Below are 16533 nucleotides of genomic sequence, written 5' to 3' on the forward strand. Positions count from 1 at the left end.
CTCAACCTACCGCCGCGGCGGATGGGAAGCTGGAGACAAGCGCACACCCGGCGCTGACCCCCCGAGGAGGTTTCGATGCCCATCGCGCTCACTGACGACCACCGCGAACTCGGCGAGGTGGCCCGGGCCTTCCTGACCGCCCAGAAGGCGCGCTGGGTCGCCCGGGAACTGCTCGACGCCGACGAGGAGACCCGTCCGCCGTTCTGGGCGGAGCTGGCCGAACTCGGCTGGCTGGGGCTGCACGTCGAGGAGACGTACGGCGGTTCGGGTTTCGGACTGCCCGAGCTCGCGGTGGTGATCGAGGAGCTCGGCCGGGTGGCCGCACCCGGTCCCTTCGTGCCGACCGTGGTGGTCTCGGCGGTGCTCGACGCCTACGGTGACGACGACCTCAAGGCGCGGCTGCTCCCGGGGCTGGTGGACGGAACACTCTGCGCGGCAATCGGTTTCGGCGGGACGCTGGAGAGTTCGGGTGCCCACGTGTCCGGTGACGCCGGTGTCGTGCTCGGCGCCGGGCTCGCCGACGTGTTCCTGCTCGCCGCGGGCGAGGACATGGTGGTGGTGGAGCGGGCCGCCGAGGGCGTCTCGGTGCAGATGCCCGGCAGCCTCGACCGCGCTCGCCGGTCGGGACGGGTGAGCCTGCGCGACGTCACCGCCGCACGCCTGCCCGGCGCCCGGGCGGGCGCCCTGGCCCGGGCGCGCACCCTGTTCGCCGCCGAAGCCGCCGGCGGCGCGTCGGACTGCGTGGACACCGCGGTCGCCTACGCCCAGGTGCGTGAGCAGTTCGGCCGCACCATCGCCACCTTCCAGGCGGTCAAGCACCACTGCGCCAACATGCTGGTGGCGGCCGAGTCGGCGGTGGCCTGCGTGTGGGACGCGGCCCGGGCCTGCGGTGCGGACGGCGATCCCGACGAGGCCCCCTTCCGGCTGGCCGCCGCGGCGGCGGCGACCCTGGCGCTGCCGGCTTATGTGCGTAACGCCGAGCTGAACATCCAGGTGCACGGCGGGATCGGCTTCACCTGGGAGCACGACGCGCACCTGCACCTGCGCCGCGCGCTGACCCTGCAGGCGCTGCTCGGCGGTGACGGTCCGGCGACCGACGTGTTCGACCTGACCGCGGCCGGGGTCGTCCGCGCCAACAGCCTCGATCTGCCGCCGGAAGCCGACGCGCTGCGCGAACAGATCCGGACCGAGGCGCTGCGCATCGGCGCCCTTGACGCCGCGGTCCAGCTCGACGAACTGATCGCCACCGGCTACGTCATGCCGCACTGGCCCAAGCCGTGGGGCCGGGCCGCCGGCGCGGTCGAGCAGCTGCTGGCCGACGAGGAATTCGCCGCGGCGGGCGTGAGGCGACCGGACTACGGAATCACCGGCTGGGTGATCCTGACCCTGATCCAGTACGGAACCCCCTCGCAGATCGAGCGTTTCGTGGACCCGGCGCTGCGCAAGGACGAGATCTGGTGTCAGCTGTTCTCCGAGCCGTCGGCGGGCTCGGACGCCGCGGCGGTCAAGACCCGGGCAACACGGGTCGAGGGGGGCTGGACGATCAACGGACAGAAGGTGTGGACCAGCGGCGCGCACTACGCCCGCCGCGGCCTGGCGACGGTGCGCACCGACGTCGACGCGCCCAAGCACGCCGGGATCACGATGGTGATCCTCGACATGAAAGCGCCCGGGATCGAGGTCCGTCCGCTGCGTCAGATCGTCGGGGAGTCGGAGTTCAACGAGGTGTTCTTCAACGATGTGTTCGTGCCTGACGAGGACGTCGTCGGCGAACCCAACGCGGGCTGGACCGTCGCTCGCGCCACCCTCGGCAACGAGCGCGTCAGCATCGGCGGCGGGGCGGGCGGCATCGCACCGGCCACCGCGTGGCTGATGCAGCTGGCCACGACGCGCGGCGCGCGCATCGTCGATGCCCGCCAGCGGGTCGGTCGCTTCCTGGCCGATGACCACGCGCTTCGGCTGCTGAACCTGCGCAGCGCCGCCCGCAGCATCGAGGGTGCCGGGCCGGGGCCGGAGGGCAACATCACCAAACTCAAACTGGCCGAGCACTTTCAGGAGCAGGGGGCCATCGCCGCCGCGCTGGTCGGTCCGGATCTCGCGCTCGAGGGCGGCGAGGGGCAACTGGCGGCCATGGCCGCCATGGGTGCGCGCGGCATGGCCATCGCCGGGGGCACCTCGGAGGTGGCGCGCAACCAGATCGCCGAGCGAATCCTGGGTATGCCGCGTGATCCCTTGATCAGGTAGCCGACGGCTTCTGCACCCGGCCGGCGGCGAAGGCGCGTATCCAGTCGAACCAGGCGGCCATACCTTCGCCGGTGCGCGCGCTGACCGGCAGGATTGCGGCGCCCGGATTGACCTGGCGCACCCGATCGGCGTAGGTGGCGACGTCGGCGTCGAGATAGGGCACCAGATCGATCTTGTTCAGCAGCACCAGATCCACCGAGCGGAACATCACCGGGTACTTCAGCGGTTTGTCCTCGCCCTCGGTGACCGAGTACACCATCGCCTTGGCGTGCTCGCCGACGTCGAACTCCGCCGGGCACACCAGATTTCCCACGTTCTCGATGATCACCAGATCCAGGGCGCCCAGCTCGAGGCCGGCCAGTGCCCGGTTGACCATCGGGGCGTCCAGGTGGCATTCGCCGCCGAACCCGTTGCTCGTGTTCAGCAGCGAGATCTGGGCGCCGCGGCCGCCGAGTGCGGCGGCGTCGAGATCGGTGGCGATGTCGCCCTCGACGACACCGACCGCCAGTTCGCCGGCCAGCTCGTCGAGCGTCGCGGCCAGCAGGGTGGTCTTGCCTGAGCCCGGTGAGCTCATCAGGTTCAGCGCCCGGATCTGGTGGTCCTCGAAAAGCTTCCGGTTGATCTGGGCCCGGTTGTCGTTCTCGGCGAAGATCGACTCGAGCACTTCGATGCGCTGGTCGCCGGTCGCGTACCCGCTGTGGTCGCCGTGCTCGTGCTCGTGCTCATGCCCGTGCTCGCTGTGGTCATGGCTGTGCACGGTGCCGTCGTCATGACGATGGAATCGACCCAACTCTTCGCCTCCTCAGGACACGTCCACCGACGTCACTAGAAACTCCTCGCCATGCACCACCGTCACATCAGCACTGCCGCACCGCGGGCAGCAGACCGAGAACCGCGACGCGATCTCCGACTGCTCCCCGCAGCCGCCACAGCAGACCTCGGCGGTGACGAACTCCAGTTCCAGTTCGGCGCCCGGCATGTCGGCGTGATCGCGGACCAGGGTCCAGCAGAACGACAGCGATTCGGGCACCACCTGGCGCAGCGCGCCGATCTGCACCCGCACCACGTCCACCCGGCGGCCGGCCGCGTGCGGCTTGACCACCCCGGCGATCGCCTGGCACAGCGACAGTTCATGCATCGACCGTCACCCTAGGTCTAGCGTGGGCGGCGTGACCGTCCGGGTTCGCCTCGACATCACCGGTGTGGTGCAGGGTGTGGGATTCCGGCCCGGCCTGGCCCGGATCGCCGCCGAGCACGGGCTGGCCGGGTGGGTGTACAACGACGCCGGTTCGGTGCACGCGGAGTTGGAGGGACCGGCCGCGGACGTGGCGGCGGCGGTGTCCGCGCTGCGCAGCACCCCGCCCCCGATGGCCCGCATCGACACCCTCGAGGTCACCAGCCTGCCGCCGACGGGCGAGACCGGCTTCGCCATCACCGAGAGCCGCACCGCCGACGCCGCACGGACGCTGGTGCCCCCCGACATCGCGATCTGCGCGGACTGCCGGCGCGAGATGCGCGACCCCGCCGACCGCCGGTACGGCCACGCCTTCATCACCTGCACCAACTGCGGACCGCGCTACACCGTCATCACCGACCTGCCCTACGACCGGCCCGCCACCACCATGGCGGGCTTCCCGATGTGCACCGCGTGCGCCGCGGAGTACCACGATCCGCTCGACCGCCGCTATCACGCCCAGACCATCGCCTGCCCGGACTGCGGCCCCACGCTGGTGTGGCGCGGACCCGGCGACGCCGGTGACCCGATCGGTGCGGCGGCCGCCGCGGTGAAGGCGGGAAAGATCGTCGCGGTCAAGGGCATCGGCGGTTTCCACCTGGCCTGCCGGGCCGACGACGCGGGGGTGGTCGACCTGCTGCGGGCCCGCAAGGACCGCCCCGCCAAGCCCTTCGCGGTCATGGTCGCCGACCTCGATGCCGCCCGCGCGGTCGCCGAGGTCGACGCGCCGGCCGCAGCGGCGCTGACGAGTCCGGCGGCGCCCATCGTGCTGCTGGCGCGCCGCGGTGACACCGCCGACGATGCCGTCAGCGCATCGGTGGCACCCGGTCTGGCCGACCTCGGCGTGATGCTGGCCTACTCGCCGGTGCACCAGTTGCTCTTCGACCGCCTGGGCCCGCTTGCGCTCGTCATGACCTCGGCCAACCGGGGCGGTTCGCCGATCGTCTTCCGCGACGAGGACCTCGACTGGATCACCGGCCTGGCCGACGCGGTGCTGACCCATGACCGGCCCATCGGGGTGCCGTGCGAGGACTCCGTCGTCACCTTCGACGACCGGCGCGACGAGCTACCGCTGCGGCGCTCGCGCGGCTACGCGCCGCTGCCGGTGTCGGTGTCACCCCCGCCCGGCGAGACGATCCTGGCCACCGGCGGCGACCTGAAGACCACCTTCGCCCTGATGGGGCCCGACGGCTACGCGCACCTGTCCGCCCACCTCGGTGACATGGCCGATTCGCGCACCCAGACCGCCTTCACCGCCGCGCTGGACCATCTGGCCTTCATGACCGACCGTCGCCCGGCGGTCATCGCCCGCGACATGCATCCCGGCTACGCCACCACCGCCTGGGCCGCCCGGCACGCCGACGGCCGGCCGGTGATCGCCGTGCAGCACCACCACGCCCACGCTGTGGCGCTGCTGGCCGACCACCGGCGGCTGGACACCCCGATCCTGGCGATCGCCTATGACGGCACCGGCTACGGAACCGACGGCACCATCTGGGGCGGGGAGTTGCTGGCGGTCACCGACCCGGCTCACTTCACCCGCGCCGGGCATCTCGGGAGCTTCGCCCTGCCCGGCGGCGAGGGCGCGGTGCGCCAGCCCGCCCGCATCGCCCTGGACCTGCTCACCCGCGCCGGACTGGACTGGGGCCCTGATCTGCCGCCGGCCGCCGCGGTCGGCGAGGCGGGCCTGCGCGTGCTGGCCCAGCAGATCCCGCGCGGGGTGGGCTGTGTGCCGACCAGCAGCATGGGGCGGCTCTTCGACGCGGTCGCCAGCCTGCTGGGGGTCTGCCAGCAGGTCAGCTACGAGGGCCAGGCGGCGATCGAACTCGAGCACCTGGCCCGCCGCGGGATGCCGGCCCCGGTCGACTTCGCGGTGACCGACGGGGTGCTGGATCCCGATCCGCTGATCGCCGGCCTCGTCGCGGGGTTGCGGGCCGGGACCGACCCCGCGGACCTGGCCGCCGGCTTCCACCAGGCGGTGATCCGGGCCACCGCCGACGCCGCGCGGCACTGCGCCGAGGCCGCCGGGCTCTCGGTGATCGGGCTGACCGGCGGGGTGTTCGCCAACCGCATCCTGCTCGGCGGTCTGCGGGAAACCCTGACCAACAGTGGATACGAAGTGCTCAGTCACCGTATCGTTCCCTGTAACGACGGTGGGCTGGCGCTCGGCCAGGCCGCCATCGCCGCCGCACTGCGGGCGGCGGGTGCGGAAAGGAGCGGCGCATGTGCCTCGGAATCCCCGGCAAGGTGATCGGCATCTGGGACGAGTCGGGTACCCGGATGTCCACCGTCGACTTCGGCGGCACCACCAAGACCGTCTGCCTGGCCTACCTGCCGGACATGGAGATCGGTGAGTACACCATCGTGCACGCGGGCTTCGCGATCACCCGGCTCGACGAGGCGTCGGCCAACGAGACCCTGCAGATGTTCGCCGACCTCGGCATCCTCGAAGAGGAACTGGGCGGTCTGGAGACGGCATGAAATACCTCGACGAATTCCGCGATCCCACCGCCGCCAAGGCGCTGGTGGACTCCATCCGTCGCACGGCCACCCGCACCTGGACGGTCATGGAGGTCTGCGGCGGGCAGACCCACTCCATCATCCGCAACGGCATCGACCAACTGCTCGACGGCGCGGTCGAATTCATCCACGGGCCGGGATGTCCGGTGTGCGTCACACCACTGGAGATGATCGACCGCGCGCTGGCGATCGCCGCCCGCGAGGATGTCATCTTCTGCTCCTTCGGTGACATGCTGCGGGTGCCGGGCAGCAGCCAGGACCTGTTCGGCGTGCGCGCCCGCGGCGGCGACGTGCGGATCGTCTACTCCCCGCTGGACGCCACCCGAATCGCCGCGGAGAACCCCGACAAGCAGGTGGTGTTCTTCGGCGTCGGCTTCGAGACCACCGCGCCGGCCAACGCGATGTCGGTGCTGCACGCTCAGCGGCTGGGCCTGACCAACTTCTCGATGCTGGTGTCCCACGTGCTGGTGCCCCCGGCGATGACGGCCATCCTGAGCTCGCCGACCAACAGGGTGCAGGGCTTCCTGGCCGCCGGCCACGTCTGCACGGTGATGGGGACTTCGGAATACGGCCCGCTGGTGGAGAAGTTCGGCGTGCCCATCGTGGTCACCGGGTTCGAGCCGCTGGACCTGCTCGAGGGTGTGCGGCAGGTGGTCGAGCTGCTCGAATCGGGTCGGGTCGAACTGCGCAACGCCTACCCGCGGGCGGTCACCGCCGTCGGCAACACCGTCGCCAGGGAGGCGCTGGCCGATGTGTTCGCGGTGACCGACCGGCAGTGGCGCGGCATCGGGATGATCCCGCGGTCGGGATGGACGCTGTCGCCGCGCTACGCCGAGTTCGACGCCGAGCGCAAGTTCGGGGTGGGCCACCTTCAGGTGCAGGAGTCCGACGAGTGCCGCAGCGGCGAAGTGTTGCAGGGACTGCTCAAGCCCAACCAGTGCCCGGCCTTCGGCGCCACCTGCACCCCGCGCACCCCGTTGGGCGCCACCATGGTGTCCAGCGAGGGCGCCTGTGCGGCCTACTACCAGTTCCGTCGGCTGGAGTCCTCGGCGAGTGTCTGACCTGCCGGTGGATCCCGCCAACTGGGTGTGCCCGCTGCCGCTGCGCGAGACCAAACGCATCGTCCTGGGCCACGGCGGCGGCGGGATCCTCTCCGAGGAACTCATCGAGAACCTTTTCCTGCCGGCGTTCGGATCGGCGGGCGGCCCCTCGCGCGACTCCGCGATCCTTCAGGCCCACGGCGGGCGCATCGCGCTGACCACCGACTCCTACGTCGTCAACCCGCTGTTCTTCCCCGGCGGCAACATCGGCGACCTGGCGGTCAACGGCACCATCAACGACCTGGCCTGCAGCGGTGCGCAGCCGCTCGCGCTGACCGCCGGTTTCATCCTGGAGGAGGGGCTGGAACTGGAGGTCCTCGGCGCGATCGCGCAGAGCATGGGCAAGGCGGCCGCCGACGCGGGTGTCGGCATCGTCACCGGCGACACCAAGGTCGTCGGAAAAGGCGGCGCCGACGGGCTTTTCATCAACACCGCCGGTGTCGGCGTCGTTCCCGAGGGCGTGCACATCGGACCCGAACGGGCGCGCCCGGGTGATCACATCATCGTGTCGGGCAACATCGGCGAACACGGCGTGGCGATCATGAGCGTGCGTGAGGGCATCGACTTCGGCACCACGGTGACCACCGACAGCGCACCGCTGCACCGACTGGTGGCCGCGATGCTGGCGGCGACCGCCGAATCGAACGCGATCCACGTCCTGCGCGACCCGACCCGCGGCGGACTGGTCGCCACCGCGGTGGAGATCGCCCGCGCCTCGGGCGTCGGCGTGGAGATCGACGAGCACGCCGTCCCGGTGCCCGAGACGGTGGCCTCGGCGTGCAGTTTCCTGGGGCTCGATCCGCTTGTTGTCGCCAACGAGGGCAAGATGGTCGCCTTCGTCGACCCCGCCCACAGCGACGCGGTGCTGGCCGCCGTGCAGGCCCGCCCCGAGGGGGTGAATGCGGCGATCATCGGCAGGGTGGTTGCCGAGCATCCCGGCATGGTGGTCGCGCGCACCCCGTTCGGCACCACCCGCGTCGTCGAACGCGAACTGGGCGAACAACTTCCGCGAATCTGCTGATCTTGCCGGAGCCGATGGTGCCCGGGGTCACCGGGACGCTCGACGACACCGCGGTCGTCGCACTCACCGCCTGGGTGCGCGCGCAGGGCATCGGCCGGAACGTCACCGACGTCGTGCCGTTGGCCGGCGGTTCGCAGAACGTCGTGGTGCGGCTGACGATCGACGGGAGACGGTTGGTGCTGCGCCGACCACCCCCGCACCCGCGGCCCAACAGCGATCGCACCATGCAGCGTGAGATCGCCGTCCTGCGCACCCTGGCCGGAAGTTCGGTGCCGCACCCGCCGATCGTGGCCGCCTGCGAAGATCTCGACGTACTCGGCGTGGTCTTCTATCTGATGGAGGAGGTCGACGGGTTCAACCCGGGCAACGAGATCGCCCCGGCCTACCTCACCGATCCCGCGATGCGCTATCAGGTCGGGCTGAACTACGCCGCCGACGTGGCCGGGCTCGGTCAGGCCCGATGGGAGGGCAGCGCGCTGGAGGACTGGAAGCGCCCGGGCTCCTTCCTGGAACGCCAAGTGCCGCAGTGGCGTTCGGCGGTGGCAAGTTATCGCCGGCAGGAGGGCTACGCCCACGACTCACTGCCCGGTGTGGATGATCTCTGTGACTGGTTGGCGGCCCGGCAACCCCCCGACGACCGCCCGGGCATCGTACACGGCGACATTCACCTCAACAACACCATGTTGCGCCGCGAGGTTCCCGAGGTCGCGGCCTTCGTGGACTGGGAGATGTGCACCATCGGTGACCCGCGGCTCGATCTCGGCTGGATGCTGGTGTGCTGGCCGGCCGAGCCGAACCCGCTCGGGTCGGCCGGATACCTCGCCGAGCTCGGGGGTCTGGCCTCGCGCGAAGAACTGCTGCAGTCCTATCTCGACGCCGGCGGGCGGCGCACCGGGCACGTGGACTGGTTCCTGGCGTTGGCCTGCCTTAAGCTCGGCGTCGTGATCGAGGGCACCTGGGTGCGCTACCTGGCCGGACGGGCGAGCCGGGAGGCAGGCGAGCGCCTGCACGCGTCGGCGGTCACGCTGATGGGCCTGGGGTGTGCGGTGGCCGCCGGCGACAGCCCGTTCGGCTGAGTCGATGCACCGGACTGCGAGCGCGGACGGACGACCGCGGTGATCGAGCCCGTCACCCTTCCCGACGACTTCCCGCCCGGGACACGCGACTCCCTGGCACTCATCGCTGGAGCCATCGCCATCGGCACCATCACCGGATTCGTCGGCGTCGCGTTCATGCGCGGCCTGCAGGCCGGCAACAACCTGCGCCTCGGACTCATCGACCGGCTCTCGATGCTGCCGACCGGGGTCGGGCTGGCGCTTTTCGCCGCCGCCGCGGGCTGCTGCGCGGCATTCGCCGCCTGGCTGGTTCTCCGGTTCTCGCCGAATGCGGCCGGCAGCGGCATCCCCTACGTGGAGGGGATCCTGCGGGGTTCGGGCCATCCCGATCACCGCCGGGTCCTGCCGGTGAAATTCTTCGGCGGCCTGGTCGCGCTGTCCTCGGGACTCGTCCTTGGCCGGGAAGGGCCGCTGGTGCAGATGGGTGCGGTGATCGGGGATCGCTTCGGACGCTTCTTCGAGAGACTGGAGGACGCCTGGAAGCCGCTGATGGCGGCCGGCTCCAGCGCGGGCGTCGCCGCCGCGTTCAACGCCCCGGTCGGAGCGACGGTGTTCATTCTCGAGGAGGTGCTCAGGAAGGCCACGCCGCTGCCGTTCACCCTTGCCGCCGCGGCATCGGTCGCGGCCGCCGGGGTGCAGCGGGGGATCTTCGGCATGAACGAGGAGTACTCCGCACCCGACGCCGTGGCCGGTCCCATCGCAAACCTGTGGGCCTACGTCGTGCTGGGAGTCCTGCTGGGGGCGTTGGGCATCCTCTACAACCGTCTGATCCTCACTCTCGACGGTGCGAACAACCCGATCAACCGGATTGCCGCCGTGCCGCGCGCCTTCGCCATCGGTGCGGTCGTGGCCCTCGTGGGCTGGTTCCTGCCCTATGACGTCACCGGCGGGGATGTGCTAACCGAGGAGGTCCTCTCCGGCGATCTGGCGCTGTGGCTGCTGGTCTCGGTCGCCGCCGTCCGCTTCCTCACCGGGCCGTTGAGCTACGCCGCCAGAACCCCCGGCGGCATCTTCGCGCCGATCATCGCCCTCGGCGCCCTCGCCGGCGCGTCGTTCGGGTCGCTGCTCGAGTCGGTCTCGCCCGAACTTGCGCCCTCACCCGCGGCGTTCGCGGTGGCCGGGATGGCGGCGTTCTTCACCGCCACCATCAGCGCCCCGCTCACCGGCATCGTGATCTGCCTGGAGATGACCGGCTGCTACCAGCTCTTCCTGCCCATGCTCGCGGCCTGCTTCGGTGCCTACGCGATGTCCAACCTGCTGCGTGGTGAACCGATCTACGACGCCCTCGCCGCCGGCTCGAAGCCGGGGGGGAGTGGACGGCAGTGAACCACGACCAGGTCGCTACTTTCGCGGCTATCTGCGCGGTCTCCTATCTGGTCGGGGAAGCCCTTGCTCGCCTGCACATCCCGCGCCTGCCCGTCTACATGGCTGTGGGAGCGGTCGTCGGGGTGATCAACGCCGAGGCTGACGATGCCGCTGACCTTGGCCTGCCGGTCGTCAGCCCGGCCATGCTGGTTCTGATCGGCATGATCGCCGGCAGTCATCTGATCTGGCGAGAGATCAGGCCGCAACTCAAGCCGATCAGTTTTCAGGCGGTCGGCCTGATCATCAGTGTCCCGCTCGTCGTCGGTATCTACCTGTTCCTCGCGATCGGCTCCTCCCAGCCGGCGGCGGGTCGGCTCGCGGTGGCGGTCCTGGCCGGCTCGGTGCTGCTCGCGCTCTCGCCCCCCGTCGCGATCGCGGTGGTGTCAGAGGTGCGGGCCGCCGGGCCGTTCACCCGCTTCGTTCTGGGCACGACCGTCGTCATGGACGTCATCGTGGTGTCGCTGTTCGCGGTGGCGATCACGGTCGCGAAGGTGCTGCTGGGGCGTTCCGAAGCAGCGTCGCCGCTGACTGTGGCCGGCACGATCGGCCTCGGCTTGGCTCTGGGCATCGTCTGCGGGGTACTCCTGGGCGCGCTGATCGACCAGGTGATGCGACGAGCACCCCGCCCGCAGGCCGTGGTGATGAGCATCCTGTTGGCCGGCTTGGCCGTCTGGCTCGTCAATGCCATGGAGGAGCTGGCAGCAGACCGGTTCGGGGTCTACCCGGAGATCGAGGAGCTGGTGGTCGCCACGGTCGCCGGACTGCTGGTCGCCAACTTCTCGCCGGCCCGGGATGCCTTCGCCGAGCTTCTGGACCGGCTCGCGCCCTGGGCCTACGTGGTGTTCTTCACGCTGGTGGGCCTCGGGTTGCACGTGGACACCCTGGTGGCGGCCTTCGGTTCGGCGGTCGCGCTGTGGGCGTTGCGGATCCTCGGGCTGTGGGTCGGCTCGACCGCGGCGATGGCCGCAGCCGGGCAACCGGCGGCGGTCCGGCGATCCGCGTGGCGGGCTTTCGTTCCCCAGGCGGGCATCGCGCTCGCGCTGGCGGCGACCGTCACCGAAGATTTCCCCAAGATCGGTCCGCTGCTGTCAGCGGTGATCATCGGCACGATCGTGCTCAACGAGGTGACCGGGACCTTCTTCCTGCGCTCGGCGCTGCGCGCGAACGGCGAGACGCGGGCCGCCGAGGACGTGCTCGACTAACCAGGCCCTCAGCGCGCAGCGGTGCAGGTGCACTGCTGGGCGGTCGGCACGGTGCGCATGACCTCATCGACGTGCTCGCCGCAGCCGGCCCACGTGGTCTTGTGGCAGTGCGGACATTCGACGGGGTAGCACATAGATCCTTCTCCGTTCGGTCTGCAGTCAGGGTACGCCCGACGTGTCATTACCCCCATGGGTATGGGTGTACTATACCCCTATGGGTATCATGGTGGTGATGACGGTGGGCCTGGCCGTGCTCGTCGGGATCTGCCTGGGCCTGCTCGGCGGCGGCGGGGCAATTCTCACGGTGCCGCTCCTGGCCTACGTCGCCGGCCTGGAACCCCGGCAGGCGATCGCCACGTCGCTTCTGGTGGTCGGAGTCACCAGCGCTGTCGGGGCGGTCGCCCACGCCCGCGCGGGGCGGGTGCACTGGCGGGTGGCCGCTCTGTTCGGTGCAGCGGCGATGGCCGGCGCCTACGGCGGGGGCCGAGTGGCCATCTTCGTGCCCGGTTCGGTGCTTCTGATCGGTTTCGCGGTGCTCATGATCGCCGCGGCACTGGCCATGTTGCGCGGGCGCCGCGACGGTGCCGACTCTGAACCTGCCGGGCGGTCCGTGGGGGGCTTGGCAGTGGCCAAGATCGTCGCGCAGGGCGCGGCGGTCGGGATGATCAGCGGTCTGGTCGGAGCGGGCGGCGGGTTTCTGCTCGTACCCGCACTGGCACTGCTCAGTGGCTTGCCGATGCCGGCGGCCATCGGGACGTCGCTGGTGGTGATCTCGCTGCAGTCCTTCGCCGGGTTGGCCGGCCAGCTCGCCGGGACGTCGATCGACTGGAGGCTGGCCGGTCTGGTCACCGCAGCCGCGGTGGTCGGCGCGGTGATCGGGAGTGTGCTGAGCGGTCACGTCGCCCCCGCGGTGCTGCGCAAAGCCTTCGGATGGTTCGTGTTGGCCATGGCGGCGGTGGTGCTGGCCGAGGAAACCGATGTGCGCATCGGTCTGACCGTGGGCGCGCTGACCGCGGTGGCCGGCGGTGTGGTGTTCGCCTGCGCGCACCTGGGCATCTGCCCACTACGTCGTGGCGTGATACCCCCCAGGGTAAGATTGGCCTCACCAAGACAGGAGGGTTCCGATGGTCGGTGACGAGGACGCCATCATGGCGGTGCTCAACCGTCTGCGCCGAGCGCAGGGCCAGTTGGCCGGTGTGATCTCGATGATCGAGCAGGGCCGGGACTGCAAGGACGTCGTCACCCAGCTCGCCGCGGTCTCGCGTGCGCTGGACCGGGCCGGGTTCAAGATCGTGGCCACCGGTCTGCGGGAGTGCGTGCTCGGCGACGCCGCCAGCGGCAAAGCCCCGATGACCGAGGCTGAGCTGGAGAAGTTGTTCCTCTCGCTGGCCTGACGCCGACTACCGGATCGGCCGCAGCGTGATCGGCATGCCGTCGATCGGCACCGGCATTCCGGCGTGGTCATAGCGCGGCTGATAACCCGGGTAGGGCAGCTCCAGTCGGTAGTGCCGCAGAAGCCGGTGCATGACGGTTTTGATCTCCAGTTGGCCGAAGATCATCCCGATGCACTTGTGCGCCCCACCGCCGAAGGGCGCGAAGGCGAAGCGGTGCCGCTTGTGCTCGCAGCGCGGTTCGGCGAACCGGTCGGGGTCGAAGCGCTCCGGATCGGTCCACAACTCGGCCAGCCGATGGGTCATGCCCGGCCACAGGGTGACATTCGTGCCGGCCGGAATGTAGTGGCCGAGGATCTCGGTGTCGCGCACGGCTTGGCGCACCGTGAACGGCAGCGGGGTGACCAGGCGCAGGGACTCGTTGATCACCAGGTCGAGGGTTTCCAGTTTCTCCAGCGCCTCGAGGTCCAACTGCCCGTCACCCAGCCGCGCGCTCTCGTCACGGCAGCGGTCCTGCCACAGCGGGTTGGCGGCGAGGTAGTAGGCCATCGTGGTCAGCGTCGAGGTCGACGTGTCGTGCGCGGCCATCATCAGAAAGATCATGTGGTTGACGATGTCGTCGTCGGTGAAGCCGTTGCCGTCCTCATCGGTGGTGTGGCAGAGCACGGTCAGCATGTCCGCCCCCTCCGCGCGTCGGCGTTCAGCGACCCGCGCGGCGAAGTACTCCTCGAGCACCGCGCGTGCCCTCAGCCCGCGCCACCACTTGAACGGGGGCACGGCGGTACGGATGATCGCGCCGCCGGAACGGGTGGCGGTGCTGAAGGCGCGGTTGACCCGGCGTACCTGCTCGCGGTCGGTGCCCGGGTCGTGTCCCATGAACACCAGCGATGCGATGTCCAGGGTCAATTCCTTGGCGGCCGGGTGGAACAGGAACCGCGGCTCGTCGGCCGGCCAGTCCCGGGACACCACGTCGGCGGCGACCCGGTCGATGTGCCCGACGTAGCCCGACAGCCTGCTGCGGGTGAAGGCCTCCTGCATGATGCGCCGGTGGTAGCGGTGCTCATCGAAGTCCAGCATCATCAGACCTCGGGTGAAGAACGGTCCGATGACCGGCTGCCAGGCTCGCTGGGAGAAGTCCTTGGCCTTGGTGGCGAACACCGCGTGGGTGGCGTCGGGACCCAGCGCGCCGACCGCGTTGAGGCCGGGCATCACGCTGTAGTGCAGCGGTCCGTACTTGCGGTACATCTGCAGCACGTAGTCCGGGCCGCCGCGGAACAGCTCGATCAGATGGCCCAGGACCGGCAGCCCGGAGTCGCCCATGACCGGGGACAGACCGCTGCCGGGGGGCGGGTCGGCGAAGACGTACTGCGGCCAGTCCCGGGTGCGTAACCGCTGCTCGACGGCGGCCATGCCCGGCACGGTGTTGAGCGTCGGGGTCAGTCGGCGGCGGGCTTGGTCGCGGACGTAATCAAGCGTGCTGAAGGCCATCGCGACCTATCTTGACCGCCGGGTTTGACGCCTGTCAAGTTTCCGTTCCGGCGTGGCGTGGTGCAGGGTGGGGAGGTGACCGCTCCGCAGGGGTCCGGCCCGCGCCGGCGTGGCGACCGGCAGCGTCTGGCGATCGTGGGGGCGGTGCGCGAACTGCTCACCGAGAAGCCTTTCGCCGAGTTGTCGGTGAGCACCATCAGCGACCGTGCGGGGGTGGCCCGCTCAGGCTTCTACTTCTACTTCGACTCCAAGTACGCGGTGCTGGCGCACATCCTCGGCGAGGTGGCCGAGGAACTCGAAGAGCTCACCGGAGACTTCGCGCCGCGCGGCGCGGGCGAGACACCCGAGCAGTTCGCCCGGCGGATGATCGGCAGCGCGGCCGCGGTGTACGCGCACAACGATCCGGTGATCTCGGCGTGCAATGTGGCCCGGGGCACCGACGCCGAGATCCGCGAGATCCTCGACGGATTCACCGACTCGGTGATCGATCAGATCGTGCCGATCGTGGAGGCCGAGATCGCCAACGGCACCGCCGACCCGATCACCGATGACGTCCGCGGACTGGTCCGGATGCTGGCGGCGGCCACCGCGATGACGCTGTCCGGTGAGTCGTTGTTCGTCGGACCCGAGCGTGACCTCGATGCTGCCGTGCGGGTGCTGGAAACGCTATGGCTGCATGCCCTTTGGGGCGGACCGGCCGACGGCTAGGCGGCTCGGTGGCTCGGTGGCTGGTGGCTCGGTGGCTGGTGGTGTAGTGGCACACGACTTCTCGGATTTCAGGCGTCGGCGGATCCTGGTCACCGGCGCGGCCAGTGGCATCGGTCGCGCCGTGGCGCTGCGACTGGCCGGCGTGGGTGCCGAACTCTATCTGACCGATGTCAACGCCGAGGGTCTGGCGCGAACCGTCGCCGAGGCCCGGTCGCTGGGGGCCGACGTCGCCGAGCATCGTGCACTGGATATCGCCGACTACGACGCGGTCGCCGGCTTCGCGGCCGACGTGCACACCCGCCACCCCGCGATGGACGTGGTGATGAACATCGCCGGGGTGTCGGCCTGGGGTACCGTCGACCGGCTCACCCACCGGCACTGGCGCTCGATGGTCGACGTGAATCTGATGGGGCCGATCCACGTCATCGAGACCTTCGTCCCGCCGATGGTCGCCGCCGGCCGCGGTGGACACCTGGTCAATGTGTCCTCGGCGGCTGGGCTGGTCGCACTGCCGTGGCATGCCGCCTACAGCGCGAGCAAGTTCGGCTTGCGCGGGCTCTCGGAGGTGCTGCGCTTCGACCTGGCCCGCCACCGCATCGGTGTCTCGGTGGTGGTGCCGGGCGCGGTGGACACCCCGCTGGTGCAGACCGTCCAGATCGCCGGGGTGGACCGCGAGGACCCCGGGGTGCAGCGCTGGGTCCGCCGGTTCAGCGGGCATGCCATCACTCCGGAGAAGGCCGCCGAGAAGATCCTCGCCGGCGTCGCCCGCAACCGATTCCTGATCTACACCTCCGCCGATATCCGGGCGCTGTACGCGTTCAAGCGCCACGCCTGGCTGCCCTACAGCTGGGTGATGACGCGGGTCAACGTGCTGTTCACCCGGGCGCTGCGGCGCGGTTAGCGGCGACGCGCGCTGTGACGCGCGACACGCCGGGAAAAGGGCCGCCGGCAGGCTTACGACCAGGGAGTTTCACTATTGTTATTCGGAATATCTGGTAGCGGCTCGTGGTGTCACCCACTAGGTGTAGTGTTTCGACAGCCGAAGGACCGGCCTCCCGCCGGACCGCTCCAGCCCACCCCGACACCCGCTCACGGACCCCCCCCAACCCCCCCCCCCGGCCCGCCCCGGCCGGCCCGGTTCCCCC

The 16533-nt window shown here is 70.3% G+C and carries 16 protein-coding genes; 12 read left to right on the forward strand and 4 right to left on the reverse strand.

Annotated elements, in window-relative coordinates; translation table 11 throughout:
• The first annotated feature begins 75 nt into the window (after positions 1 to 75).
• Positions 76 to 2244: an acyl-CoA dehydrogenase family protein gene (locus ACKOB8_RS05690; RefSeq protein ID WP_526376246.1), complete on the forward strand. Its 2169-nt coding sequence runs from the start codon at positions 76 to 78 to the stop codon at positions 2242 to 2244.
• Here ACKOB8_RS05690 and hypB read toward each other — a convergent pair.
• Both hypB and ACKOB8_RS05700 read right to left on the reverse strand, forming a co-directional pair.
• A complete protein-coding gene (hypB, locus tag ACKOB8_RS05695) occupies positions 2237 to 3034 on the reverse strand; it encodes a hydrogenase nickel incorporation protein HypB (RefSeq protein WP_526291312.1) in 798 nt (265 codons plus the stop codon). The two genes, ACKOB8_RS05690 and hypB, sit on opposite strands and share 8 nt — an antisense overlap.
• A 12-nt stretch (positions 3035 to 3046) precedes the next feature.
• Positions 3047 to 3382 (reverse strand): hydrogenase maturation nickel metallochaperone HypA/HybF, encoded by a 336-nt coding sequence (locus ACKOB8_RS05700; RefSeq protein ID WP_526291314.1) that lies wholly within the window; start codon positions 3380 to 3382, stop codon positions 3047 to 3049.
• Positions 3383 to 3413: 31 nt separating this feature from the next.
• On the opposite strand from ACKOB8_RS05700, the gene hypF reads away from it, so the two are divergent.
• The 7 genes from hypF to ACKOB8_RS05735 are packed head-to-tail and all read left to right on the forward strand — an operon-like array spanning position 3414 to position 11801.
• Positions 3414 to 5729, forward strand: a complete 2316-nt coding sequence (hypF, locus tag ACKOB8_RS05705; protein ID WP_526376247.1) for a carbamoyltransferase HypF — start codon at positions 3414 to 3416, stop codon at positions 5727 to 5729.
• A complete protein-coding gene (locus ACKOB8_RS05710) occupies positions 5702 to 5959 on the forward strand; it encodes a HypC/HybG/HupF family hydrogenase formation chaperone (RefSeq protein WP_526376248.1) in 258 nt (85 codons plus the stop codon). Before hypF ends, ACKOB8_RS05710 begins: the two co-directional genes overlap by 28 nt.
• Positions 5956 to 7059, forward strand: a complete 1104-nt coding sequence (hypD, locus tag ACKOB8_RS05715) for a hydrogenase formation protein HypD (protein WP_526376249.1) — start codon at positions 5956 to 5958, stop codon at positions 7057 to 7059. The genes ACKOB8_RS05710 and hypD overlap by 4 nt, the downstream gene beginning before the upstream one ends.
• Positions 7052 to 8119, forward strand: a complete 1068-nt coding sequence (gene hypE, locus ACKOB8_RS05720; protein ID WP_526376250.1) for a hydrogenase expression/formation protein HypE — start codon at positions 7052 to 7054, stop codon at positions 8117 to 8119. The genes hypD and hypE overlap by 8 nt, the downstream gene beginning before the upstream one ends.
• A 14-nt stretch (positions 8120 to 8133) precedes the next feature.
• Complete coding sequence (locus tag ACKOB8_RS05725; RefSeq protein ID WP_526376258.1) at positions 8134 to 9195, forward strand: phosphotransferase family protein; 1062 nt, start codon at positions 8134 to 8136, stop codon at positions 9193 to 9195.
• Between the two features lie 39 nt (positions 9196 to 9234).
• Positions 9235 to 10560, forward strand: a complete 1326-nt coding sequence (gene clcA / locus ACKOB8_RS05730) for a H(+)/Cl(-) exchange transporter ClcA (RefSeq protein WP_526376251.1) — start codon at positions 9235 to 9237, stop codon at positions 10558 to 10560.
• Entirely contained in the window at positions 10557 to 11801 is a 1245-nt protein-coding gene (locus tag ACKOB8_RS05735) for a cation:proton antiporter (protein WP_526376252.1), read from the forward strand. The genes clcA and ACKOB8_RS05735 overlap by 4 nt, the downstream gene beginning before the upstream one ends.
• Before the next feature lie 8 nt (positions 11802 to 11809).
• Here the strand turns inward: ACKOB8_RS05735 and ACKOB8_RS05740 are convergent, their stop codons facing one another.
• Positions 11810 to 11935 carry a DUF8730 family Cys-rich protein gene (locus tag ACKOB8_RS05740; RefSeq protein WP_526376253.1) on the reverse strand — a complete coding sequence of 42 codons (126 nt, stop codon included), beginning with the start codon at positions 11933 to 11935 and terminating at the stop codon, positions 11810 to 11812.
• Positions 11936 to 12024: 89 nt separating this feature from the next.
• Between ACKOB8_RS05740 and ACKOB8_RS05745 the strand changes: the two genes are divergently transcribed.
• Positions 12025 to 12936 carry a sulfite exporter TauE/SafE family protein gene (locus ACKOB8_RS05745; RefSeq protein WP_526376259.1) on the forward strand — a complete coding sequence of 304 codons (912 nt, stop codon included), beginning with the start codon at positions 12025 to 12027 and terminating at the stop codon, positions 12934 to 12936.
• Complete coding sequence (locus ACKOB8_RS05750) at positions 12926 to 13195, forward strand: metal-sensitive transcriptional regulator (RefSeq protein WP_526376254.1); 270 nt, start codon at positions 12926 to 12928, stop codon at positions 13193 to 13195. The genes ACKOB8_RS05745 and ACKOB8_RS05750 overlap by 11 nt, the downstream gene beginning before the upstream one ends.
• A 6-nt stretch (positions 13196 to 13201) precedes the next feature.
• On the opposite strand, the gene ACKOB8_RS05755 is transcribed toward ACKOB8_RS05750, so the two are convergent.
• Positions 13202 to 14680 (reverse strand): cytochrome P450, encoded by a 1479-nt coding sequence (locus ACKOB8_RS05755; protein WP_526376255.1) that lies wholly within the window; start codon positions 14678 to 14680, stop codon positions 13202 to 13204.
• Positions 14681 to 14755: 75 nt separating this feature from the next.
• Between ACKOB8_RS05755 and ACKOB8_RS05760 the strand changes: the two genes are divergently transcribed.
• On the forward strand, positions 14756 to 15388 hold the full coding sequence (locus tag ACKOB8_RS05760) for a TetR/AcrR family transcriptional regulator (RefSeq protein ID WP_526376256.1): 633 nt from the start codon (positions 14756 to 14758) through the stop codon (positions 15386 to 15388).
• Positions 15389 to 15434: 46 nt separating this feature from the next.
• Positions 15435 to 16289: an SDR family oxidoreductase gene (locus ACKOB8_RS05765; RefSeq protein ID WP_526376260.1), complete on the forward strand. Its 855-nt coding sequence runs from the start codon at positions 15435 to 15437 to the stop codon at positions 16287 to 16289.
• Positions 16290 to 16533: the final 244 nt, after the last annotated feature.

This window comes from Mycobacterium sp. (genome assembly GCF_046091765.1).
Lineage (GTDB): Bacteria > Actinomycetota > Actinomycetes > Mycobacteriales > Mycobacteriaceae > Mycobacterium.